The sequence below is a fragment of the Streptomyces cyaneofuscatus genome (genome assembly GCF_042718795.1).
Taxonomy (GTDB): domain Bacteria; phylum Actinomycetota; class Actinomycetes; order Streptomycetales; family Streptomycetaceae; genus Streptomyces; species Streptomyces cyaneofuscatus_A.
This window is the reverse complement of record NZ_JBHXOX010000042.1, coordinates 27,601-50,725: the sequence shown is the minus strand read 5'-3', so window position 1 is coordinate 50,725 and position 23,125 is coordinate 27,601. Positions and strand designations below refer to the sequence as shown.

At 73.7% G+C, this 23,125-nt stretch carries 20 protein-coding genes and 1 pseudogene; 18 read left to right on the top strand and 3 right to left on the bottom strand.

Features of this window, described 5'->3' with window-relative positions:
• The first annotated feature begins 31 nt into the window (after positions 1 to 31).
• From ligD to ACFWRT_RS34560, 10 genes are all read left to right on the top strand, one after another.
• Positions 32 to 931 (top strand): non-homologous end-joining DNA ligase, encoded by a 900-nt coding sequence (ligD, locus tag ACFWRT_RS34605; RefSeq protein ID WP_380954540.1) that lies wholly within the window; start codon positions 32 to 34, stop codon positions 929 to 931.
• 262 nt (positions 932 to 1,193) lie between these two features.
• Positions 1,194 to 3,356, top strand: a complete 2,163-nt coding sequence (locus ACFWRT_RS34600) for a HEAT repeat domain-containing protein (protein ID WP_380954539.1) — start codon at positions 1,194 to 1,196, stop codon at positions 3,354 to 3,356.
• Complete coding sequence (locus ACFWRT_RS34595; protein WP_380954537.1) at positions 3,353 to 3,667, top strand: zinc-ribbon domain-containing protein; 315 nt, start codon at positions 3,353 to 3,355, stop codon at positions 3,665 to 3,667. Before ACFWRT_RS34600 ends, ACFWRT_RS34595 begins: the two co-directional genes overlap by 4 nt.
• Before the next feature lie 95 nt (positions 3,668 to 3,762).
• Positions 3,763 to 4,608, top strand: coding sequence for a hypothetical protein (locus tag ACFWRT_RS34590; protein WP_380954536.1), 846 nt, complete (start codon positions 3,763 to 3,765; stop codon positions 4,606 to 4,608).
• On the top strand, positions 4,605 to 5,948 hold the full coding sequence (locus ACFWRT_RS34585; RefSeq protein ID WP_380954535.1) for an ATP-binding protein: 1,344 nt from the start codon (positions 4,605 to 4,607) through the stop codon (positions 5,946 to 5,948). The genes ACFWRT_RS34590 and ACFWRT_RS34585 overlap by 4 nt, the downstream gene beginning before the upstream one ends.
• A 108-nt stretch (positions 5,949 to 6,056) precedes the next feature.
• Positions 6,057 to 6,539: an SH3 domain-containing protein gene (locus tag ACFWRT_RS34580; RefSeq protein WP_380954534.1), complete on the top strand. Its 483-nt coding sequence runs from the start codon at positions 6,057 to 6,059 to the stop codon at positions 6,537 to 6,539.
• Positions 6,540 to 6,645: 106 nt separating this feature from the next.
• Positions 6,646 to 8,025 carry an FtsW/RodA/SpoVE family cell cycle protein gene (locus ACFWRT_RS34575; protein WP_380954533.1) on the top strand — a complete coding sequence of 460 codons (1,380 nt, stop codon included), beginning with the start codon at positions 6,646 to 6,648 and terminating at the stop codon, positions 8,023 to 8,025.
• A complete protein-coding gene (locus ACFWRT_RS34570; RefSeq protein WP_380954532.1) occupies positions 8,022 to 9,479 on the top strand; it encodes a penicillin-binding transpeptidase domain-containing protein in 1,458 nt (485 codons plus the stop codon). Before ACFWRT_RS34575 ends, ACFWRT_RS34570 begins: the two co-directional genes overlap by 4 nt.
• Before the next feature lie 117 nt (positions 9,480 to 9,596).
• Positions 9,597 to 10,673 carry an amidase family protein gene (locus ACFWRT_RS34565; protein ID WP_380954530.1) on the top strand — a complete coding sequence of 359 codons (1,077 nt, stop codon included), beginning with the start codon at positions 9,597 to 9,599 and terminating at the stop codon, positions 10,671 to 10,673.
• Positions 10,670 to 11,155 (top strand): DUF3291 domain-containing protein, encoded by a 486-nt coding sequence (locus tag ACFWRT_RS34560; RefSeq protein ID WP_380954529.1) that lies wholly within the window; start codon positions 10,670 to 10,672, stop codon positions 11,153 to 11,155. Before ACFWRT_RS34565 ends, ACFWRT_RS34560 begins: the two co-directional genes overlap by 4 nt.
• Positions 11,156 to 11,196: 41 nt before the next feature.
• On the opposite strand, the gene ACFWRT_RS34555 is transcribed toward ACFWRT_RS34560, so the two are convergent.
• On the bottom strand, positions 11,197 to 12,102 hold the full coding sequence (locus ACFWRT_RS34555; protein ID WP_380954528.1) for a hypothetical protein: 906 nt from the start codon (positions 12,100 to 12,102) through the stop codon (positions 11,197 to 11,199).
• Positions 12,103 to 12,227: 125 nt separating this feature from the next.
• Positions 12,228 to 12,518, bottom strand: a pseudogene (locus ACFWRT_RS34550) (ADP-ribosylglycohydrolase family protein); the annotation flags it as partial.
• A 328-nt stretch (positions 12,519 to 12,846) separates the two neighbouring features.
• On the opposite strand from ACFWRT_RS34550, the gene ACFWRT_RS34545 reads away from it, so the two are divergent.
• Genes ACFWRT_RS34545 through ACFWRT_RS34535 form a run of 3 tightly spaced genes read left to right on the top strand, consistent with a single transcriptional unit; the run spans position 12,847 to position 15,285 of the window.
• Complete coding sequence (locus ACFWRT_RS34545; RefSeq protein WP_380954527.1) at positions 12,847 to 13,146, top strand: BatC protein; 300 nt, start codon at positions 12,847 to 12,849, stop codon at positions 13,144 to 13,146.
• On the top strand, positions 13,143 to 14,348 hold the full coding sequence (locus ACFWRT_RS34540) for a cupin domain-containing protein (protein WP_380954526.1): 1,206 nt from the start codon (positions 13,143 to 13,145) through the stop codon (positions 14,346 to 14,348). The genes ACFWRT_RS34545 and ACFWRT_RS34540 overlap by 4 nt, the downstream gene beginning before the upstream one ends.
• 40 nt (positions 14,349 to 14,388) lie before the next feature.
• Entirely contained in the window at positions 14,389 to 15,285 is an 897-nt protein-coding gene (locus ACFWRT_RS34535) for a sucrase ferredoxin (RefSeq protein ID WP_380954551.1), read from the top strand.
• Between the two features lie 93 nt (positions 15,286 to 15,378).
• Here the strand turns inward: ACFWRT_RS34535 and ACFWRT_RS34530 are convergent, their stop codons facing one another.
• The gene (locus ACFWRT_RS34530) at positions 15,379 to 16,512 is read right to left on the bottom strand and encodes a ferritin-like domain-containing protein (RefSeq protein ID WP_380954525.1); all 1,134 of its coding nucleotides are present in this window, start codon (positions 16,510 to 16,512) and stop codon (positions 15,379 to 15,381) included.
• A gap of 249 nt (positions 16,513 to 16,761) precedes the next feature.
• On the opposite strand from ACFWRT_RS34530, the gene ACFWRT_RS34525 reads away from it, so the two are divergent.
• From ACFWRT_RS34525 to ACFWRT_RS34505, 5 genes are all read left to right on the top strand, one after another.
• Entirely contained in the window at positions 16,762 to 17,697 is a 936-nt protein-coding gene (locus tag ACFWRT_RS34525) for an AurF N-oxygenase family protein (protein WP_380954524.1), read from the top strand.
• Positions 17,698 to 17,730: 33 nt separating this feature from the next.
• Entirely contained in the window at positions 17,731 to 18,507 is a 777-nt protein-coding gene (locus ACFWRT_RS34520) for a TetR/AcrR family transcriptional regulator (protein ID WP_380954523.1), read from the top strand.
• Positions 18,508 to 18,511: 4 nt separating this feature from the next.
• Positions 18,512 to 18,775, top strand: a complete 264-nt coding sequence (locus tag ACFWRT_RS34515; protein WP_380954522.1) for a hypothetical protein — start codon at positions 18,512 to 18,514, stop codon at positions 18,773 to 18,775.
• 116 nt (positions 18,776 to 18,891) lie between these two features.
• Positions 18,892 to 21,645: an outer membrane protein assembly factor BamB family protein gene (locus ACFWRT_RS34510; protein WP_380954521.1), complete on the top strand. Its 2,754-nt coding sequence runs from the start codon at positions 18,892 to 18,894 to the stop codon at positions 21,643 to 21,645.
• Positions 21,646 to 21,826: 181 nt separating this feature from the next.
• Positions 21,827 to 23,107: a C40 family peptidase gene (locus tag ACFWRT_RS34505; protein WP_380954520.1), complete on the top strand. Its 1,281-nt coding sequence runs from the start codon at positions 21,827 to 21,829 to the stop codon at positions 23,105 to 23,107.
• Positions 23,108 to 23,125 lie beyond the last annotated feature (18 nt).

Here is a 23,125-nt window from a genome sequence, read left to right as displayed (position 1 = left end):
CTTTTCGGGTGGTTCGTGTGACTCTTATCGTATGACGCCGATCACGGAGGTGGAGGGGCGGCGCCTCTCGCTCAGCAACCTCGACAAGGTGCTGTATCCGGCCACCGGGACCACCAAGGGCGAGGTGCTGCACTACTACGCGGCCACCGCGGCGGGCGCGATCCTGCCCCATCTCCGCGATCGCCCGGTCTCCTTCCTGCGCTATCCGGACGGGCCCGAGGGGCAGCTCTTCTTCACCAAGAATCCGCCGCCCGGTACGCCCGACTGGGTGCGCACCACCCCCGTGCCGCGGAGCGAGGACCCGGCCGCCCGCCAGGTGATGGTGCAGGACCTTCCCGCGCTGATGTGGGCGGCCAATCTGGTGGTGGAGTTCCACACCCCGCAGTGGCTCGCCTCGGCCCCCGGGACCGCCGACCGGATGGTCTTCGACCTGGACCCCGGCTCCCCCGCGACGATCGTGGAGTGCTGCGCGGTGGCCCTCTGGCTGCGGGAGCGGCTCGCCGCCGACGGGCTGTTCGCGTACGGGAAGACGTCCGGCTCCAAGGGCCTGCATCTGCTCGTCCCGCTGGAGCCGGCCCCGTCCGCCGAGGTGTCCGCGTACGCGAAGCGGCTCGCGGTGGAGGCGGAGAGCGCCCTGCCGGAGCTGGCCCTGCACCGGATGAAGCGCGCCCTGCGGCCCGGGAAGGTCTTCGTCGACTTCAGCCAGAACGCGGCGTCGAAGACCACCGCCACCCCCTACACCCTGCGGGCGAGGCCCGAGCCCACCGTCTCCGCGCCGGTCACCTGGGGCGAGATCGAGGCGTGCCGGAAGCCGGAGGCGCTGGTGTTCCGGGCGGAGGGCATGGCCGGGCGGCTGGAGCGGTACGGGGACCTGCTCGGCCCCCTGCTCGACCCGGAACGGGCGCGACCGCTTCCGGCGGGCTCCTCCTGATCCACGGTCGGGTCCTGATCCGCGGTCGGCACACGGGGATTCACAGCCAATGCCCAGGTTCCCTTTCGGCCGTCCCGTCATGACGGGGTCATGACCTGGTCACGGCCTGAGGAAAGGCCACAAGTGACGGGTGGATTGTCAGAGCCGTGGTGCACACTCTGCGCAGGCGCTTTCTTCGGGACGCGCCGCAGGGGCATGGGGAACAGGTGGCCGGAGACGGGTGGAGCTTCCGGACGCCGCCGTGACGTGGGGAGGGGATGGCGTGTTCTCGGGGATCGATGAGGTCGACTGGGCGTCGATGGAGCATGCCTACGGGCCCGCCGACGACGTGCCGGTGCTCCTGCGGGGTCTCGCCTCGGCCGATCCGGCGGAGCGGGAGAGCGCGCTCGACGGGATGTACGGGGCCGTGCACCACCAGGGGGACGTCTACGCCTGCACCCTGGCGTGCATCCCCTTCCTCTTCGAGCTCGCCGTGGACCCGGACGTGCAGGACCGGGGCAGCGTGGTCGAGTTGCTCACCAGCATCGGCGGCTTCGATCTGGACGAGGACGACGACGAGATCGACGAGGACGAGATCGAGGGCGCCGCGAACTACGCGATGGCGGCGGCCGCGGTCACCGCGGGGGCGGAGGTCTTCTTCGAGCTGATCGACGACGAGGACCCCGGGGTTCGGATGGCCGCCCCGCCGGCGCTCGCCACCCTGCACCGGCACCCCGTGCGGGTCCTCGATCTGCTGCGGGAGCGGCTGCCGGCGGAGCCCGACGAGGAGGTGCGGCTCGCCCTCGTGGAGGCGGCCGGGCGGGTCGCCCTGCGCCACCGTCCGCTGGCGGGGCGGGTGGCCCGGTGGCTGACCCTGCTGGTGGACCGGGAGCGCGCGCCGGGACTGCGGCTCGCCGCCCTGGCCCAACTGGCGCGCTGTTCGCCCGACGAGCTGCCCCGCGATGTGGTGCCCGTGGTGTCGGGGCTGCTGCGCGAGCTGCGTACGGCCCCGGGCGGCGCACCGGACGCGGACCCGGACACCGAGCCGGAGGCCGACGCCGAGGCGGAGCCGGAGACCGACCCGGTCGGCTGCCCGGACCTCTCCCGGGCCGAGCAGGTCGCGGCGCCCACCCTCGTGGGCCAGTTGCGCGCGCTCTCCGCCCAGGACGGCGCCGGGCGCGGCGCCCCCTGGACCGCCGATCTGCTGCGCACCCTGCATGTCGGCCTCGACGACCGGGTGGGCGACCGTACGGCGCTCCTCGTCGACCAGCTCCGCAGCCCCGACCGCTGGCAGCGCATCGACGCCGTACGGATGAGCGGCGGGCTGATACGGGCCTGGCGCGGCGCTTACGGGGAGCTGGTGGCGCTCGTCGGCGATCAGCTCGCCGATCCCGAGCCCCGGCTGGCCGAGGCCGCCTCGCACGTGCTGGAGGAGCTGTTCTCGCTGGCCGCGCCCACCGCCGACGCGCTGGCGGCCCGGCTGGCGGCCGATCCCGGCGGCTGGGTGAAGGAGTGGGCCAGCGGTCCGCCGGGGCTCGGCTCCACGGTGAAGGCGCTGGCCCGGCTCGGCGACGCCCGTGCGGTGCCCGCCCTGGCGGCGGCCCTGGAGCTGCCGGAGGTGCCGCACGACGTGGGGTTCGCGGTCGCCCACCTCGGGCGGGCCGCCGCTCCGCTGGCCCCGGCGCTGCGGCGCAGGCTGGCCGGGGTGGCGCTGGACGAGGGTGCGTACGACCGGGCGAGCCCGCTGCTGGCCGGGCTGACCGGGCTGCGGGCGGGCGAGGCGACGCCGGAGGTGCTGCGGGTGCTGCGCGGCGCCCCGGAGTACCGGGGCGAGTGGCTGCGTACGGCGGCGCTGCGGGCGCTGGGCTCGTTCGGGCCCGCCGCCCGGGAGGCGGTGCCCGAGCTGCGGGCGATGCTCCGCCGGCCCGGGACGGCCACGGAGGCGGCCGAGGCGCTCTGGGCGGTCGCCGGGGACCGGGACGCGGTGCTGCCCGTGCTGACCGAGGGGCTCGGGTCGGACCAGGTGCACGACCGGCGGGCCGCCGCCGCGGCGCTCGGGGCGCTCGGGCCGCAGGCGGCGGTGGTGGCGCCCCGGCTGCGCGGGCTGCTGGCCCACGACGAGCTGTGGCTGCGGGTGGACGCGGCGATCGCGCTCTGGGAGGTGACCGGGCGGCCGGAGGAGAGCACCGAGGTCCTCCTCACCGCCTGGGAGAAGAACCGCCATGTCCGGGTCCGGGTGGCAGAATGCCTGGCACGGATGGGTCCGGTCGGCCCGGCGTCGACGGCGGCTCAGGTGCTGCGCGCCGAGCTCTCCTCCGTACGCCGTCATAACGCGCTGGACGGCGGGTACGGCAGCCATGACACCTACGAGGACGAAAAGCTCCTCGCGCTGTGCCGGCAGGCACTCCAAGGCACGGGGAAGACGGGGAAAGGCAGCACGACATGATCATTTTCGGCACCAAGGGCTATCTGTACCAACTGGCCATCCTGACGATGGTGTGCGGCTGGTGCGGCAATCCGGCGGCGCACACCCTGCGCAAGCGGGTCACGAAGTTCACGCTGTTCTTCGTCCCGCTCTTCCCGTTCTCGACGAAGTACGCGACGCAGTGCACGTTCTGCGGCGGGGAGCAGCAGATAGCGAAGGAGCAGGCCGACCGACTGCTCGCCCAGCACGCGGCGGGTCCGGACGGCGGCCAGGGGCAGAACCCGCAGCAGCCGGGCTTCACGCAGCCGGGGCAGAACCCTTACCAGCGCTAGGCCCCACCGAGGGCCCCGTAAGGGTACGAAGTGGGCATTGCGCACGGTCACGTCCTAGGGTGTAGGCCCCCTGTCGTCCAGGAGAAGGGCCAGCCGTGCGCCCGGTCCGCGTGCCCGCCGTCGCGTCCGCCGTGGCCGCCCTCGCCCTGCTCTCCGGCTGCGGCGCGGCCGGCGGGCTGGAGAGCGCCGGTGAGGCCCCCTCGGCCGTCGAGCCGGCCCGCCTCTGGCCCGACCTGCCGCCCGCGTCGGCCGCCCCGTACGACTACGGCGAGGGCGAGACGGCCAGGATCCCCGGGATCACCGTGCCCGGCGGCGATGTGCACCGGCTGGACCCGGTCGCGGTGGCGCAGGCGGGGCTGAAGGCGAAGACCGACCGGGACAGCGGGCTGGACGAGCTGCCCGACGCCACGGTCCGGCAGATCCGCGCCTGCCGGACGGCACCGGACGACTGCCCGGTCCTCACCCCGTACTACTTCGACCTGACCGGCGACGGCAGGGACGAACTGGTGCTCGGCATCCGGATGCCCGAGCGCCAGCTCGCCGTGCGCGCCTACCGGGCCGACCAGGGCGGCCGGGACGACCAGGGCGGCCGGGGCGGGCTGACCCGGATCATGTCCACCTCGGACGCCGTGATCAGCGTGGAGCTGGCGGGCAAGGACCTGATCCTGCGGGCGCCGTCGGTGATCTCCGGGTACGAGTACCGCACCGCGTGGTCCTGGGACGACCGGCAGCAGGCGATGCTGGCCACCCGGGACGAGATCCTGCGGGTGCCGGAGCGGCGCACGGAGCGCACGGCCCCCGCACCGGGGAGCTCCGGCTCCCCGGAAGACGACCGCCCGAGCGCGAGCGCTACGACGGACGACCGCCCGAGCGCGAGCGCTACGACGGACGACCGCCCGAGCGCAAGCTCCCCGCCCTCGTCCCCGGCGGCCGGCCGATGAGACGGCGCCGCTTCCGCCTCCCCGCCTGGGCCGCGACCCTCACCTGGAAGTCCGCGGTCTTCCTGACCGCCATGTGCTGCACCCTCGCCGCCCTCCTCGGCGTCCTGGTGCATACCGCCGTCACCCGGCAGACCGTCTCCCACGCCCGCGAGAAGGCGCTGGACCGGCTGGAGGTCGTCACCGACGCGTACGAGGCCGGGGAGCCGCTGCCCCGGGGCTCCGGCATCGACCCGCCGGGGCTGCCCGCCTCGCTGCGCGCCCTGGCGGCGGACGGCGAGCGCGGCACGGTGGTCGCGGACGGCCCGCACCGGCCGGGCGACCCGGACGGGCGCGGCGGCCCCGCGATGTGGGCGGCGGGCCCGGCGGACGGGCGGGCGCTGGCCACCTGGACCGACTACAGCCACAGCGCCGACACCATCGCGGGCCTGGACCGGGCGATCATCGGCTCCTCGCTGCTGGCCATCGCCGCCACCCTGGTCGTCGGCCTCTTCGCCGTCGGCCGGGTGACCCGCAGGCTGCACCAGACGGCCCGGGTGGCCCGCCGGATCAGCGCGGGCGACCTCGACGCCCGGGTCGGCGACCCCCGTACGGCGCGTCCCGTGCGCGGCCAGGACGAGGTGGCGATCGTCTCGGGCGCCCTGGACACCATGGCCTCCAGCCTCCAGCGCAAGCTCCAGACGGAGCAGCGGTTCACCGCCGATGTGGCGCACGAGCTGCGGACCCCGCTCACCGGTCTCTCGGCCGCCGCCGAGCTGCTGCCGCCGGGCCGTCCGGCGGAGCTGGTACGGGACCGGGTACGGGCGATGCGGTCGCTGACCGAGGACCTGCTGGAGATCTCGCGCCTGGACGCCCGCACCGAGCAGGTCGACCTGGCCGTGCACGACCTCGGCCCGGTGGTGGAACGGGTCGTGCGGGCCTCCGGCACGGAGACCGAGGTGCGGGTCACGGACCCGGTGGAGGTGGAGACGGACCGGCGGCGGCTGGAGCGGGTGCTCGGCAATCTGGTGGCCAACGCGCACCGGCACGGCGGCGGCCCGGTGGTGCTGGCGGTGGACGGTGCCGTGGTCTCCGTACGCGATCATGGCGCGGGTTTTCCGGCGTACCTCCTGGAGGGCGGTCCGCAGCGGTTCCGCACGGACGGCGCAGGCAAGGGCCACGGACTCGGGCTGACCATCGCGGTGGGCCAGGCCGCGGTGATCGGGGCGCGGCTGGAGTTCCTGAATCCCCCGGACGGCGGGGCGCTGGCCCGGCTGACGCTGCCGGAGTACGTACGCCTCGGCGACGGGGATGGGGCCGGGAACACGGGCGGCGGGGGCGCGGGGATCACCGGTTCGGCCTGACATCACGCACAGTGCGCGTTGCGGACGCTCCGTGTCCAACTTAGCGTGACGAGGGCGAGATCATCTCGCGTCCCCCACGGCCCCCCTCACCTTCCTCATGGAGGCAGCATGTCCCCCCTGTCCCGCCCCTCGCGGTTCCGCCGGATCGGTCTCTGCGTCGCCACCGGCGCCCTCGCGGCGGTCACGGCCGCCGCTCCCGCTCTGGCGGCGGACCCCCACCCCGTCGACCACCGCGGCGAGGCCCACACCTCGGCCCCGGCGTCCGACGAGCTCTCCGCCTCGGCGCTCCAGCGCGAGCACGAGGCCCGCCAGGAGGCGCAGACGCAGAACCAGGCCAAGCCCCAGGCCCCCAGGAAGACCTACAAGGGCCGGGTCATCGCCAGCCCGTACCTGCTGCTGCGCGACAAGCCGACCCGCAGCAGCAAGGTCGTGGGTTCGGTCGAGTACGGCACGGTCGTCAACATCTTCTGCAAGACGACGGGCGACAACGTCGACGGCAACAACCGCTGGTACCTGCTGACCGACGGCACGTGGGCGTGGGGCTCGGCCCGCTACATCGAGAACATCGGCGCCGCGCCGCGCTTCTGCTGACCGCGCCGCCTCGCACCCCCCGTCCGCCCGGAGAGCCACCAGCTCTCCGGGCGGACGCGCTAGGACATAAGGGAAATACGGCACACCTCTTGCTACGTTGCGCTCCATGACCGCAACGACGGCGGACGCGCCCCCGCCCGAGCTCCGCCTGCCCAGACGGCGCGGGGTCGAGCTCTCGCTCCTCATCGGGGCCGTGCTGATCTCCGTCTACGGTTATGCGGCCGTCGGCCTCGCCCACGACGGGGCCGTGCCCCCCGATGTCGCCGGTTACGGCGCCGGGCTCGGCACCCTCGCCCTGCTGGCCCATATGGCCGTCCGCTTCCGGGCCCCGTACGCCGATCCGCTGCTGCTGCCGATCGCCGTCCTGCTCAACGGGCTCGGTCTGGTGCTGATCTACCGGCTCGACCTGGAGACCCCGCGCGACCAGGCCGCGCCCACCCAGCTCATCTGGTCCACGCTCGGGGTCGCGCTCTTCGCCGCCGTCGTGGTGCTGCTCCGCGACCACCGGGTGCTCGCGCGCTACGCCTACCTCTCGGTGGCCACCGCGCTCGTCCTGATGATCGTGCCGATCTTCTTCCCGGCGGTGAACGGGGCGAAGATCTGGATCCGGATCGGCGGACTCTCTTTCCAGCCGGGCGAGTTCGCCAAGATCCTGCTCGCGGTCTTCTTCGCCGCCTACCTCGCCGCCAACCGCAACGCGCTCGCCTACACCGGCCGCACGTTCTGGAAGCTGCAACTGCCCACCGGCCGGGTGCTCGGCCCGATCGTGGCGATCTGGCTGCTCAGCGTCGGTGTGCTGGTGCTGGAGCGGGACCTCGGCACCTCGCTGCTCTTCTTCGGACTCTTCGTCATCATGCTGTACGTGGCGACCGGCCGGACCGGCTGGATCGCGGTCGGGCTGCTGCTGGCGGCCGTCGGGGCGTTCGTCGTCGGCTCGTTCGAGCCGCATGTGCACAGCCGGGTGCAGGACTGGCTGGACCCGTTCGCCTCGATCGACGCCGGGCGGGGCCCCGGCCAGCTCGCCCAGTCGCTCTTCGCGTTCGCCGCCGGGGGCATGCTCGGGACCGGGCTCGGGGCGGGTCACTCCATCCTCATCGGCTTCGCCGCCAAGTCCGACTTCATCCTGGCGACGGCGGGCGAGGAGCTGGGCCTGAGCGGCCTCACCGCCATCTTCCTTCTCTACGCGCTCCTCGTGGCGCGCGGCTACCGGGCCGGGCTGGCGCTGCGTGACCCGTTCGGGCGGCTGCTCGCCATCGGTCTCGCCTCGATCCTGGCGCTCCAGGTGTTCGTGATCGCGGGCGGGGTGATGGGGCTGATCCCGCTGACCGGGATGGCGATGCCGTTCCTGGCGCAGGGCGGCTCGTCCGTCGTCACCAACTGGATCATCGTGGCGCTGCTGATCCGGCTCAGCGACGTCGCGCGCAGACCGGAGCCCGAACACGTGGAGACCGGGGTCATCGCCCCGTCCACGGAGGAGGACCGGTGATCCGCTACATCCGGCGGGCCGCCGCCCTCTGTCTGCTGCTGCTCGTGGCGCTGCTCGTCAACGCGGCCCGCGTCCAGCTCTTCGAGGCCGAGGAGCTGGACGACAACCCGGCCAACCGGCGTACCACCATCGCCCGTTACGACCAGCCGCGCGGCAACATCCTGGTCGGCGACCGGGCCGTGACCGGCAGCAAGGAGACCGGCGAGCAGCTCAGCTTCGAGCGCACCTATCTGCACGGCCCGCTGTACGCGCCGGTGACCGGGTACGCCTCGCAGACGTACGGCACCACGCTCCTGGAGAACGCCGAGGACGGGGTGCTGTCGGGCACGGACTCCCTGCTGGCCCCTCTCCCCTTCTGGAACGAGTTCACCCGGGGCCGGCAGCCGGGCGGCAACGTCGTCACGACCATCAAGGAGTCGATGCAGCGCGCCGCGTACGCCGGACTGAGCGGGCGGCGGGGCGCGGTCGCCGCCCTGGAGCCGTCGACGGGCAGGATCCTGGCGCTGGTCTCGACCCCGTCGTACGACCCCGAGCGGCTCTCCGGCACCGGTCCGGCGGTCACCGAGGCGTGGACCCGGCTGAACGCGGCCAAGAGCCTGCCGATGCTCAACCGGGCCATCCGGCAGACCTATCCGCCAGGCTCCACCTTCAAGATCGTGACGGCGGCCGCGGCGCTGGACGCCCGGGTGGTGAAGGACCCGGACGCGGCCACGGACACCCCGTCGCCGTACGTCCTGCCGAACACGAGAACGGTCCTGCCCGACGAGGCGCGCGGCTGCGAGAAGGCGTCGCTGGCGGACGCCATCCGGGTCTCCTGCAACACGGTGATGGCCCATCTGGGGGTGGAGGTCGGGCTGGAGGGGATGGCGGAGACGGCGGGGCACTTCGGCTTCAACGAGAAGGGGCTGCGCATCCCGTCCGGGGTCGCGCGGAGCAACTTCGACACCGACATGAGCGAGGACCAGCTCGCGCTCTCCTCGATCGGGCAGTTCAACACGACCGCGACCCCGCTCCAGATGGCGATGGTGGCCGCAGCGGTGGCGAACGGCGGCGACCTGCGCCACCCGTACCTGGTGGACCGGGTGACGGCCGCCGACGGGGACACCGTCCAGCAGCAGGGCTCGCGCTCCCTCGACCGGGCGATGAGCCCGTCCACGGCGGTGCAGCTCCAGCGGATGATGGTCGACGTGGTGGAGGACGGCACCGGGTCGAACGCGGCGATCGACGGGGTGACGGTGGGCGGCAAGACCGGTACCGCCCAGCACGGCGTGGACAACTCGGGCCTCCCGTACGCCTGGTTCATCTCCTGGGCGCAGGCCCCGGACTCCGGCCGCCCGGCCGTGGCGGTGGCCGTGGTGGTGGAGGACGCGGCGGCGGACCGGGGCGACATCAGCGGGGGCGGCAGCGCGGCGCCGATCGCCCGGGCGGTGATGGAGGCGGCGTTGGAGGGGTGAGGTTCTCCTTCCGGCGGGGCTGGGGGCATGACGTCGGCTTCGGCGAGACCTGAGGGCATGACGTCGGCTTCGGCGAGACCTGAGGGCATGACGTCGCCTTCCGGCGAGACTGGGCGCATGACGTCGACACCGTCCGCCGTGGCGCGGGCCCTGGAGCGGATCGCGCGGCTGGATCCGGCGCTCAACGCGTTCACCGAGGTGTGGCCGGAGGAGGCCCTCGCCCGTGAGTCCGGAGCGCTCCACCTCCCCCTGCGCGGCCTGCCCTTCGCCGTGAAGGGGCCCGCAGGCATCCGCTCGTACGCCGCCCGCCGGCTGATCGCGGCGGGCGGGGTCCCGGTCGGCGCGACCTCCGTACCCGGGCCCGGCACCTACTGGCAGACCTGGGGGCAGGGCGCCCACGGCCGTACGGTCAACCCGTGGCGGGCGGACCGGACGCCGGGCGGTTCGTCGGCGGGCTCGGCGGTCGCGGTGGCGGCGGGGATGGTGGAGCTGGCGACGGGCAGCGACGGGGCCGGGTCGGTGCGCATCCCGGCCGCCTGGTGCGGGGTGTTCGGGCTGAAGACGACGAACGGGGTGCTCCCGTCGCCGGACCGGTCCGGGCTCGCGTCGGCGGGGGTGCTGGCCCGGTCGGCGGCGGGCGCGGAGCGCTGTCTCCGCCATGTGCTGGACGGGTACGAGGAGTCGGCAGCCCCGGCCCTCCCGCTCCCCGCCGTGTACAGCGAGGACCTCGGCTTCGCGGACGTGGACCCGGAGGTGGCGGCCGTCGTCCGGGCGGCGGTGGACCGGCTGGTCACGGCCGGGACCGTCACCCTGGTGGACGCCGGCTGCGTGCTGCTGGACCCGGTGCGGGCCTGGCAGGCGGTACGGGGCGGGTCGCCCGGGGACCCGGAGGCGGTGGCGGTCCGGCGGGGCAACGACGAGCGGCTGGACGATGTCTTCGCGGCCGCGCCCCTGTTGCTGACCCCGGTAACACCGAACCGGCCGCATGGGCACGAGGGCCCCGGCGCCCGCTACTCCACCGCCCTGACCTGGGCGTTCAACCTGAGCGGGCACCCGGCTGCCAGCCTGCCCGCCGGATTCACCGGGGACGGCTGCCCGGTGGGGCTCCATCTGGTCGCGGCACGCGGGGCGGACGTCTCGCTGCTCGGAATGGCCCGCGCGGTGGAGAGCTCCCTGCCTACCGTGCGGCCATGACCTCCATCGAGACGGAACCAGGCGGCGGACGGCACGAGTTGGCGCAGGTGAACATCGCCCGGCTCAGATTCCCTTTGGATTCACCGGAGTTGAAGGACTTCGTCGACGGACTCGACCCGGTGAACGCGGTCGCCGACCAGGCGGAGGGGTTCGTGTGGCGGCTGCGCTCCGACTCCGGGAACGCCACGGACGTCCCGGTCTTCGGGGACGCCTGGCTGATCGTGAACATGTCGGTGTGGCGGGACGCCGAAGCCCTCACGGGCTTCATGTACGCCGGACGGCACCGGGAGCTGATGAGCCGGCGCCGTGAGTGGTTCGAGCAGATCCGGGAGGCGATGACCGCCCTGTGGTGGGTGCCCGCGGGGGAACGCCCGACGGTCGCGGACGCCGAGGAGCGTCTGCTGCATCTGCGCGAACACGGACCGACCGAGCGGGCGTTCACCCTGCGCACCCGCTTCCCGGCACCGGTCGGGGTGCGGTGACCCGAGCGGCCGGGCCGGTCGGATCACCGCACCCCGGCCGGTCAGCCGATCGGCCGGCGGATCTCCTCGCGGATCTTGGCGGTCTCGACGGCGGCCGCCTCCAGGTCGATCGCCGAGGGGTCCTTGAGGGCGGTCGCGGCGCGGATGATGCCCACGGACACCCCCGTGTTGTCATCGCCCCACGCGCACATCGGGATGTTGGCCTTGACGCCGCCCTTGGCCGACTGGAGGACCTGGCACTCCATCGTGATGTCGAAACCGGCGGGGGTGAACTTCTTCGGCGGTACGACGACGGTCGCACCGTCCCCGGCGGCCCCGCCGTCCATCATCTTGCCCGTCATCACCTCCGGGCTGGTGAACCGCCCGTACATCCCGGAGATCACCAGGGCGCCGCCGTCGGCCGAGCTGTACTGCCCGACGACGGCCCGCGCGTCCCGGACGGTCGGGTCGTACATCTTCTCGATCTTCTTGCCCTCGGTCGACGACAGGTCCTGGGCCAGGGTGAACTCGCCGTCCAGCAGCTTCTGTTCCAGGACGAGCTTGTACTCGGCGTCCGGGAAGGCCGCGTCGGCGGTCTTCCCGACCACCTGGGAGACCCCGAAGGCGATCCCGCCGGCCAGCACCACCGCACCGGCCACGATGCCGATGATCAGCCCGGTCCGCTTCTTCCGCGGCGGCTGCGCCCCCGGCCCCTGCGGCGGCCAGCCGGCCGCGCCCGGACCGCCCCCGCCGGGTATGCCGGGCTGCTGCTGCCCCCAACCGGGCTGTCCCGAACCAGGCTGCCCCCAGCCGCCGCCCTGCTGGGGCGGGGCCGGAGGCTGCTGCGGGTAGCCGTAGGGCGGCTGTTGCGGCACCCCGGAGGCGGCGGCCGGCCGGCCGTAGGGGTTCTGCTGCGGGTGCGGGGGCGGGCCGTACGGGCCCTGCGGCGGCTGAGGCGGGGTGGTCATGGGCTCACGGTACGACACGTTTGCGAACGGAATTTCGACGCGGCGGATATCGGTACCGGGCCGGGACAATCCCCCGCCGACCGGACGCCCGACCGCCCCCTCGCACCCCGGCTCCTCCCAAGGGCTCACCCCAACGGCTCACGCCTGCGCAGCCATTCGTCCGGTACCCCGGCCGTCCCGGTCTCCGCCCCGGCCACCCCGCCGGTGATGGCGCAGGTGGTGTCCACGTCGCCGAGCCCCTCGGGCGTCCGGTCCGCGACGGCCCCCAGCGTGCACTCGCCCCGCACCGACAGCGCCGCCGCCACGGCCACCGCCACCGCGCCCGCGATGCCGTCCGGGTGGGCGTGGGTGACGGCGGCGGAGCGGGCGTAGCAGAGGGCCAGGTGGTCCTGGTCGACGTGGCCGCGCTCGTTCAGCAGCACCGAGAACACCCGGCGATCACGAGGTGCGGACCTGCCGAAAAACCGTCACAATGCGCACCGGCCATTTTTCTCATTTTCTCCGGTGCTCTCCGCCCGGCCTCGCCGGAGTTCCTTACCGCCGCCGGTTACGCCATGTGGTGAATTCCTTCCCTGGAAACATTTCCGCTGGTCGGCGGCCAGCCGGAGCCTGACCGACGGTGAATGCCGGCCCCTTCACCAGCATTCACCGCACTCGAATCGTTGCTTTCCCCCAGCGGCGATACGGTGATTACGGGCTTCGCCCAAGGAGCCCGGTCTCAGTCACGTGCTCAGAGGAGGAATGATGGCCAATCCCGAGCAGGACCCGAACCAGCAGGAGGGCCCCGCGGACGGCGGAGCGTCCGGCGCCCCCGGTGTCCACGACGGCGGAGCCGACGGAGGGGCGGACGGCGGGGCCGAAGGACCGGCGGACGGCGGAGCGGCCGGTACCCCCGGCGTCCACGACGGGGGTGCGGACGGCGGCGCGGACGGTGGGGCGGAAGGTCCGGCCGACGGCGGAGCGGCCGGCACCCCGGGCGTCCACGACGGCGGAGCCGACGGAGGTGCGGACGGCGGCGCGGACCAGTCCGGCAGCCGCTCTTGAGCACGTCCCGAACCGGCCTCCAGGACGTCGGCGCCGCACCGGGCGCCGGGGTCCTGGAGACACGTCTGACCGGGCTGAGCGCGGAAGAGTTCGCCCGTGACATCTGGGCCCGGAAGCCGCTGCTCACCCGTCGCGCGAGCGACTTCTCCGACCTGTTCTCCGCGGCAGCCGTGGATGAGCTGATCTCGTGTCGCGGCCTGCGTACGCCCTTCCTCCGCGTCGCCAAGGACGGTTCCACCCTTCCCGAATCGACGTTCACCTCGTCGGCCGGCGTCGGCGCCACCATCGCCGACCAGCTCGACGACACGGCGCTGTGGCGGGCGTTCGCCGACGGCGCCACGCTCGTGCTCCAGGCGCTCCAGCGCACCTGGGAACCGGTGGGCGAGTTCGGTGCCCGGCTGAGCGCGCAACTGGGGCATCCGGTGCAGGCGAACGCGTACGTCACCCCGCCGCAGAGCCGGGGGTTCGACGCCCACTACGACGTGCACGACGTGTTCGTCCTCCAGATCGGGGGCACGAAGCGCTGGCTCGTCCACGAGCCCGTACACCCCGATCCGCTGCGCGACCAGCCCTGGACCGACCACCGCTCCGCCGTCGCCGAGGCAGCGCGGGGCGCGGCCCACCTCGATACCGTGCTGGAGCCCGGCGACGTCCTCTACCTGCCCCGGGGCTGGCTGCACGCCGCCGAGGCGCAGGGCGGGGTCTCCGTCCATCTGACGCTGGGCATCCACACCTGGACGCGGTACGCGCTGGCCGAGCAGCTCGCGCAGGCGGCCCTCGCCGCACTGCGCGAGGCCCCTGGGATGCGGAGCACCCTGCCCCTGGGCGTGGACGGACCGACGGGCGAGATCGACCTGATCCGCGAACACCTCGTCGCCGCCGTCACGAAGGCCGACCCCGCCCCGCTCTTCCACCGGGCCCGGCGCGGGCAGGGCCGCCCGGCGCCGCTGGGGCCGCTGGCCCAGCTCGCCGCCGTCGACGGCCTCGGTCCGGACACGCCCGTACGGCTCCGTGCGGCGCTGGAGGCGCGCCTGGAGGGCCTGCGCCTGACCACGCGCGTCGGGTGGCTCGACTTCTCCGAGGCCGACCTGCCGCCGGTGTCCCGGCTGCTCGACGGTGAGGTCCACGGCACCGGTGAGCTCGGCGTCGCGCTCGTCGGACGGCTGCTGCGCGCGGGCGTGCTCGTGCCCGCCGGAGAGTGACCGGGCCGCGGTGACCACGCCGGAGAGTGACCACACCGCGGTGACCACGCCGGGCCGGTTCTTCTGCTCGGACGCCGCCCGGACGCGCGGCGATTCGATCGTGGGCACGGCACCGCACGGCACCGCCTGGGTCCTCATCGAGTACCGGGGCGGCTGGCCGGTGAACGGCTTCGACGGCCTCGACCTGGAGCCCGGGACCAAGGCGCTCGTGTTCGCCGCCGCCCGAGCGGCGCGGGCCCGCGTCCTCCTGGTGCGATGCCACGGCCGCCACGTGCCCCGGGGCGCACCACGCTGGGCCGTCCTGCGCTACGACGGCACCGGCGCCCACCGCCGGCACTGGGGCACGTGGGAGCGTGACGAGGACCTGGCGCGGATCGCCCCGGCCCTGACCACCCCCGGGGAGCCCGGCGGCTCGCCTCTCGTCCTCGTCTGCGCCCACGGTCTCCACGACGCCTGCTGTGCCGTGCGCGGGCGGCCCGTGGCCCGCGCCCTGAGCGAGCTCCGGCCGGACCTGGTGTGGGAGTGCACGCATGTGGGCGGTGACCGGTTCGCCGCCAACGTCGTCGTCGTGCCCGACGGCGTCTACTACGGGAATCTCGATGCCGGATCGGCCGTGACGGTGGTCGAGGAGCACCTGGCCGGCCGTATCCACGCCGAGCATCTACGGGGGTACACCGACCTGTTCCCGCCGCAGCAGGCCGCCGTCGCGGCCGTACTCGACCGCTTCGGCCCGGCGGGCCGGCACGACTACGCGGTGGCCCGGACGTTCCGCGACGACGACGGCTGGCAGATCCGTGTCACCGGCCGGCCGCCGGGTCAGGCCGTCGTCGACGTCGAGGTGCGGGCCCGGCGCACACCGCAGACCCGGCTGACCTGCCGCGGCCCGGCGACGAGTTCGGCCGTGGTGTACGACGCAGTCTCGATCCGGCCGGGCTGAGAACGCGACCAGGCCGAGAGCGCGACCGAGGTTGAGAACGCGACCAGGCCGAGAGCGCGGCCCGGCTGAGGGAGCACGCAGCGGACCAGGTCCTCAGGCCGCCTCCCGTCCTCCTCCGAGCCCCTCCCCGGCCCCCTCCCCGATCGCCTCCGCGACCTCCGCCACCCGGGCCTGCTCCTCGGCGGCGAAGCGTTCGCGGTCCAGCTCCTCGGCTATCTCCTCGTCCTGGGACATCAGCAGGTCCAGGTTCGAGTCACCGAGTTCGAGGACGCCCATGTCGACGTACGCCCTCTGGAGCCGCGGACCCCACAGGCCGATGTCCTTGACGCACGGCACGATCCGGCTGAACAGCAGCTTGCGGAAGAGCTGGAGGAACTCGGAGTGCTCCGAGAGGTCCTTCGCCTCCTGCTTGCCGATGCCGAAGTTCTCCAGGACCTCGACCCCGCTGAGCCGGTCGCGCATCAGGTAGCAGCCCTCGATGACGAACTCCTCGCGCTCGCGCAGTTCGGCGTCGCTCAACTGCTTGTAGTAGTCGCGCAGCGCCATCCGCCCGAAGGCGACATGACGGGCTTCGTCCTGCATGACGTACGCGAGGATCTGCTTGGGCAGCGGCTTGGTGGTGGTGTCGCGGATCATCCCGAAGGCGGCGAGCGCCAGGCCTTCTATGAGGACCTGCATCCCGAGGTACGGCATGTCCCAGCGGGAGTCGCGCAGGGTGTCGCCGAGCAGCCCCTGGAGGTTGTCGTTGACCGGGTAGAGCATGCCGATCTTCTCGTGCAGGAAGCGGCCGTAGATCTCCGCGTGCCGGGCCTCGTCCATGGTCTGGGTGGCGGAGTAGAACTTGGCGTCCAGGTCGGGGACGGACTCCACGATCCTGGCCGCGCAGACCATCGCGCCCTGCTCGCCGTGGAGGAACTGGCTGAACTGCCAGGAGGTGTAGTGCTTGCGCAGCTCACCCCGGTCCTTCTCGGTCATCTTCGCCCAGTGCGGGGTGCCGTACAGCGTCAGCGCCTCGTCGGGGGTGCCGAGCGGGTCGGTGGGGTCGACCTCCAGCGACCAGTCGATGCGCTTGTTGCCGTCCCACTGCTTGTCCTTGCCCTTCTGGTAGAGGGCGAGGAGGCGTTCGCGGCCGTCGTCGTAGTCCCAGCTGAACCGGGCGGCTCCGGTGGCGGGGACCTGCCAGAGCGGTTCGGACGGCGGGGTGGTGTAGAGGTCATGAGTGGACACGGACGGCTCCTTCGCCTCGACTGACTCGAACGGCTTGGCAGGTCCTGACAAGTTCCTTGGCACCGGAAGCAGTTGGGTGCGTAAGCCCGACGCCTCCCCCTCGCAGGTTCACACGTTGGTAGACGGCGGGTCAACAAGTCGCACGGAGTCGTGCCCAAGGGATTGACGGCCTTGCTGACGAGCAGTCTCATAAGGAGTGACCGCCGGTAACTCCCGTTCCCGGCAACCCCTGTGTGAGGTGCTCCCGCCATGACGACCGTCACCGACCGCGACGTGCCCCTGCTCCGGGACGCGCTCGGCCCGCTCCGCGACCGCGAGCAGGTCGCCGCGCGGCTGCTCGAATCCTCGGCCAAGCACTCCTTCGACCCGGACACCGAACTCGACTGGGACGCGGCCGTCGAGGAGGGCAAGTGGTTCTGGCCGCCGGAGCTGCTCTCGCTCTACGACACCCCGATGTGGCACCGCATGTCCGAGGAGCAGCGCCTGGACCTGGCCCGCCACGAGGGTGCGGCGCTCGCCTCGCTCGGCATCTGGTTCGAGATCATCCTGATGCAGCTGCTGGTCCGGCACGTCTACGACAAGCCCGTCACCAGCAACCACGTCCGTTACGCCCTCACGGAGATAGCCGACGAGTGCCGGCACTCGATGATGTTCAGCCGCATGATCGACTGGGGCGGCGCCCCGACGTACGAGGTGCCGCGCGTCTACCACAACCTGGCCCGGGTCCTGAAGACCGTCTCCACCACGCCCGGTTCGTTCGCCGCGACCCTGCTCGGCGAGGAGATCCTCGACTGGATGCAGCGCCTGACCTTCCCGGACGACCGGGTGCAGACCCTGGTCCGCGGTGTGACCCGGATCCACGTCATCGAGGAGGCCCGGCACGTCCGGTACGCCCGGGAGGAGCTGCGCCGCCAGATGGTGACCGCCCCGCGCTGGGAGCGCGAACTCACCAAGGTCAGTTGCGGCGAGGCGGCCCGCGTCTTCTCCATCTGCTTCGTCAACCCGCAGGTGTACGAGAACGTCGGCCTGGACCGCCGGGAGGCGGTCGCCCAGGTGAAGGCGAGCGGCCACCGCAGGGAGGTGATGCAGACCGGCTCCCGGCGGCTCACGGACTTCTTCGACGACATCGGGCTGCTGAACGGCGTCAGCCGCAGGCTGTGGCGCAGCTCGGGGCTGCTGGCCTGACGCCGTGCGAACCGGAGGCTTTAGGCTCGGTCCATGACGTCCACCGCCGCAGCCCCGCCGCCGCCCCGCGCGTACCGCAGGCTCAGTGTCGAGGAGCGCCGCGCCCAGCTCCTGGTCGCGGCGCTCGGCCTCTTCGCCCACCGGGCCCCCGACGAGGTCTCGCTGGACGAGGTGGCGGTGGCGGCCGGGGTCTCCCGGCCGCTGGTCTACCGCTACTTCCCGGGCGGCCGGCAGCAGTTGTACGAGGCGGCGCTCGGCTCGGCCGCCGACGAGCTGAAGCTCTGCTTCACCGAGCCGCCGGTGGGCCCGCCGACCGAGCGGGTCGCCCGCGTCCTGGACCGCTACCTCCGCTTCGTCGACGAGCACGACACCGGCTTCAGCGCGCTGCTGCGCGGCGGCAGCGTGGTGGAGACCTCCCGTACGACGAGCATCGTGGACGGTGTCCGGCGGGCGGCGGCGGAGGAGATCCTCAGCCATCTCGGCCGGTTCGGCGGAGCCGGGGGGCGGGGCGCCGGGCCGAGGCTGCGGATGATGGTCCGTAGCTGGATCGCGGCCGTCGAGGCGGCGTCGCTGATCTGGCTGGACGAGGGCAAGCAGCCCTCGGCGGCCGAGCTGTGCGGCTGGCTGGTCGACCATCTCATCGCCCTCCTCGCGGCCACCGCCGCCACCGACGAGGAGACCGCGACGGTGGTGAGAGACCTGCTCGCCCTGGAGACCCCGGACGGCCCGGCCGGACGGCTGGCCGAGCTGGTCATCCCGGTCGTCGCCGATGCGGCGCACCTGCTGCCGCACGCCCCTGCGGCAGACTGACCGGGTGAAGAGCGAGAACACCCCTTTCCGAGGCGGCCCCCTGGACGGCCGGGTGCTGCCGGTCCTGGTCGGCCCGACCGGCCACCCGCCGAAGTGGTACGAGGTCCCGGTGCCCTCCCCCGACGGCTCCCCGCCCACCGTGTACGCGTACGAACGCGTCCCGGCCGGCTACACCAAGCGGCTCGGCCTGCAACGTGGCTGGGTCTACGAGTACGCTCCCGGCGGCCGCAAGCGCCCCGCGCTCAAGTGGCCCTGGTCCAAGCCCTGAACACCCGCTCCCGGTGGCGCAGGCTCTCAGCGCAGGCGCAGGCCCTAAGATCGACGGTCAGGTGCCGAGGGACGGGTCACTCGGGCGCCGGAGGACGGTCACAAGGGGGGTGCGCCATGGAGGCGCTGCGTAGGGAAGATCCACGCCGTTTCGGTCGCTTCACCGTGCTGGCCCGCTTCCAGGAAGCCGCGAGCGCCGTGCAGTACGTGGCGCGGGACACCGGCACCGGCGAGTTCGCCGTGATCACCGCCGCCCGCCCCGCGCTCGCCGCGGTACCGGCGTTCCGGCGCCGCTTCCAGGCCGAGGCCCGCACCGCCGAACGCCTCGCGGGCGGCTGGGTGACGCCGTCCCTGGAGACCGGCTCCCTGGATACCGGCTCCCTGGATACCGGCTCCCTGGATACCGGCTCCCTGGATACCGGCGAGGACGAGCTGCTCTGGACGGCGACCGCGTACGTCCCCGCCCTGCCGCTGGCCGAGGCGATCGGCGTCGCCGGTCCGCTGCCGGAGCGCGCGCTGCGGATACTGGGCGCGGGCATCGCCGAGATCCTCTCCCGGGTCCACGCGGGCGGCTCGGTGCTCCAGGGGCTGGCCCCGGGCACGGTGCTGCTGGCCGGGGACGGGCCCCGGCTCACCGCGTTCGGCCCGCTCGGCGCGGCAGCGGCGGCCGAGGCGAGGCCGGGCGGGCAGCTCTCGGTCCGGCTGGGCTACCTGACGCCGGAGCAGGTGGCGGGCAAGGAGGTCGGCGCTCCGTCCGACCTGTTCGTCCTGGGGCTGCTGCTGGCGTACGCGGCCACGGGGACGACCCCGTTCACCGAGGGCCCGCCCGAGGAGGCGGCCCGCCGGATCGCCGAGGCCGACCCCGAACTGGGCGCCGTACCGGCGGAGTTGCGCGACCTGATCGCGGGCTGCCTGGCGAAGGACCCGGCCGAGCGGCCCACCGCCGGCACGGTCGCCGCCGAACTGGCCCTGGAGGGCGCGGCGGGCCTGGCCCGGGGCGGCTGGCTCCCCGAGCGGCTCGCGGGCGCGGTCGCGGACCAGGAGGCGCGGGTGCGGGCGCTGGATGCGCCGCTGGAGGCCGAGGCCGTCGACACCGCTGATCCCGCCGGGGAGCCGGAGGACACACGGCCGGCGGACGCACCGGGCGAGGCACCTGCCACGCAGACCCCCACCGACCCGAGGGTCACCACGGCCCCCACCACGAGCAACAGCGCCGGCACCGGCACCGGCACCGGCACCGGGGACATCGGCGAGGACCGGGGCACCACCCGCTTCCTCAACACCGGCCCCAAGCCGCCGCAGTCCGACCGCGCCACCACCCATCTCGCCCTCCCCCCAGGCCTGCCCCCGGCCCCGGGCAACGCCCCAGCGGCCCTCCCGGCACCGGTCCCCCACCACACCTACGGCAGCCCCGCCCCCTACCCGGCAGCGGCGCTCCCGCCCTCCGCACCCACAGCCCAAGCCCAAGCCCACAACGGCAGCGGCAACGGCAACGGCAACGGCCCCATGGTCGCCCTGCCCCTCCCGCCCGCGCCGACCCCTCCGGAAGGCTCCGCGACCAGCCGCCGGACCCTGATCGCCATCGCGGCGGCGGCGGTCGGCGGGCTCGTCGTGGGCGGCGGCGCGGTCGCCGCGATCGGCGGCGGGGAGACCGCGGCCGCCACGGACGCCAAGCCCCCGGCCCCGAAACCGCGCCGCACGCTCCCCGGCCAGCCCCCCGAGCCGCGCTGGAGCTACTCCCACCCGGCCTCCGAGTCCGCCCCGCTGACCACCGCGCTCTGGCGGGACCGGCTGCTGGTGGTGACCAGCGAGAGCCAGGCGAGCGCCGTCGACGTGAGCACCGGCAAGCGGGTCTGGCAGCGCGCGGACGCCGCCAAGGGCCAGGCGGCGGTGGTCGCCGGCGACCTGTGCTTCGTGGCGAGCCCGACGGAGTTCCTCTGGCTGGCGCCGAAGGACGGCACGGTCGTGCACCGCGTGCGGTACGCGGACGGCTTCACCGACCTGCCGGACCTCCAGGTGGGACGACTGGCGGGCCACTCCGGGGCGGTGATCTGGTTCACCGGCTCGCGCACGGTCACCGTGAAGGCCCCCAAGCCGAAGAAGGGCAAGAAGAAGGCGGCGGACAAGAAGGTCGCCCAGGCGTACTTCTTCGCGTACGACATCGTCCGCCGCGCCGAGGTCTGGCGTACGCCGGTACCGGCGGGCCGCGCCCCCGGCACGCCCCTCTACCGGGTGGTCGCCGAACGCTCGGCCGATCTCCTCGTCCGGCAGGACGCGGTCACCCTGACGGCGGCCGAGGTCAAGGCGGCCAAGGGGAAGGGCTCCATCCGCTCCTTCGACCAGCGGACCGGCAAGCTGCGATGGACCAAGCGGTACGGCACGGCCGGCCCCGAGGCGGCCGTCACGGGCGACGAGGACGGGTCCCTGTACGCGGCGACCGGCGCCCATCTCCAGTCGTTCGAGGCGGACACCGGCAAGCCGCTGTGGCGGGTCGACGGCACGGAGGGCTCGGCCTTCGGCACCCCGCTGGTGGCCGGCCCCGTCCTCCACACCACCGAGCGCAGCCGCCAGGTCGGCGCGGTGGAACGGGAGAGCGGGCGCCTGGTCTGGCGGCGCTCGACGGAGGTGCCGGGCATGGGAAGCGCGCCCGCCCTCACCCTGAGCGGCAGCGGAAAGACCCTGCTCGCCTCCGACGCCACCCAGGTCACCGCGTTCTCGGCGGCCGACGGGGAGCGGCTGTGGAAGTTCCAGGACATCGGGGCGGCCGAGCCGAAGGGGGCGACGGTGAGCGCCCCGTACCGGACCCTCGCCGTCGGGGCGCACATCATCGTCCAGCGGGACAGGGCCTTCTACGCCTTCCCGGTGGCCTGAGCCGGAGCGGCCATCAGGACCACGCGTCTCCGACTCCGCCGTCCGGGGCATCCCCGGACGGCACGCGGTGCGGTGCTTGCATGACCTGACACCAGGTGACCGGATTAATCGGATTAGTTCGCTCGCTTATGGACGAGTCCGCATCTTCCGGGTCCCGTCCCTCCGCCACGGAGGTGATGTCATGTCAGGCAGGCTCCTGCGCGCGGTCTGCGCGACCGCCCTCGCCACGGCCCTGGCGGTCGCGCCCGCCACCGCCGCACCGGCCGAGCCGACCCCCGTACCGTCGGAGGAATCCGCACCACCAGAAGACGCACCGGAGCCGGACGAGCCGGAGGCAGACGCGGCAGAGGCCGACGCGGCAGAGGTGGACGCCGAGACAGCACTGGCAGCCCCCGAAGCCGCACCCGGAGCCGGAGCCGGAGCCGGGGCCCCCAAGAGCGTCGCCACCCTCCTCCGCGACCTGCAAACCCGCTACCAGGCGGCGGAGGAGGCGAGCGAGACCTACAACGCCACCGCCGAGAAGCTGAAGCAGCGGACCGCGCAGGCGAAGAAGGTGAACGCCGAACTGGCGAAGGCGCGAGCCGCGCTGGAGCTCAGCCGCGGGGACGCGGGACGGCTGGCCCGGGAGCAGTACCAGGGGCGCACCGAGTTCTCCGCCTATCTCCAGCTCCTGCTGGCCCGGGACCCGCTGCGCGCCCTGGACCAGAGCCATGTCGTCGAGCGGGTGGCGGCGGGCCGCGCGGCGACGGTGGAACGGCTGACCGCCGACGCCCGCCGCGCCGACGCCCTGGCGGCGGCCTCCCGCAAGGCGGTCGACGAGCAGAAGAAGCTGGCCGCCCGCCAGAAGAAACAGCGCGACACGGTCCAGGGCAAGCTCAGGAAGGTGGAAGCGCTGCTGGCCACGCTCTCCGCCGAGCAACTGGCCCGGCTGGCCGGGCTGGAAGAGCAAGGCGTGGCGGCGGCCCAGAGCGACCTGGTCGCCTCCGGCGCGCTCAGCACGGTCCGGCCGCCGACCCGGCAGGGCGGTGACGCCATCACGTACGCGATCGACCAGATCGGCAAGCCGTACGTCTGGGGCGCCGAGGGCCCCGGCTCCTTCGACTGCTCCGGCCTGACCTCCCAGGCCTGGGCGGCGGCGGGCCGCCCGATCCCCCGCACCTCGCAGGAGCAGTGGAAGCAGCTCCCGAAGGTGCCGGTCTCCTCGCTGCGCCCCGGCGACCTGGTGGTCTACTTCCCGAAGGCGACCCACGTGGCGCTGTACATCGGCGACGGCCTGGTGGTGCAGGCCCCCCGCCCCGGCACCAAGGTGAAGGTCTCCCCGCTGGCCTCCAACCCCCTCCTGGGCGCCGTCCGCCCCGACCCCGGCGCCGCCCCCCTGTCCACGTACACCCGCCCGGAACTGCCCGAGGGCGCCCGCGACGGCTCGGACACCGGGTACGGCGTGGACCGGGCGCCCGAGTAGGCCTGGTGGCCGGGCCGT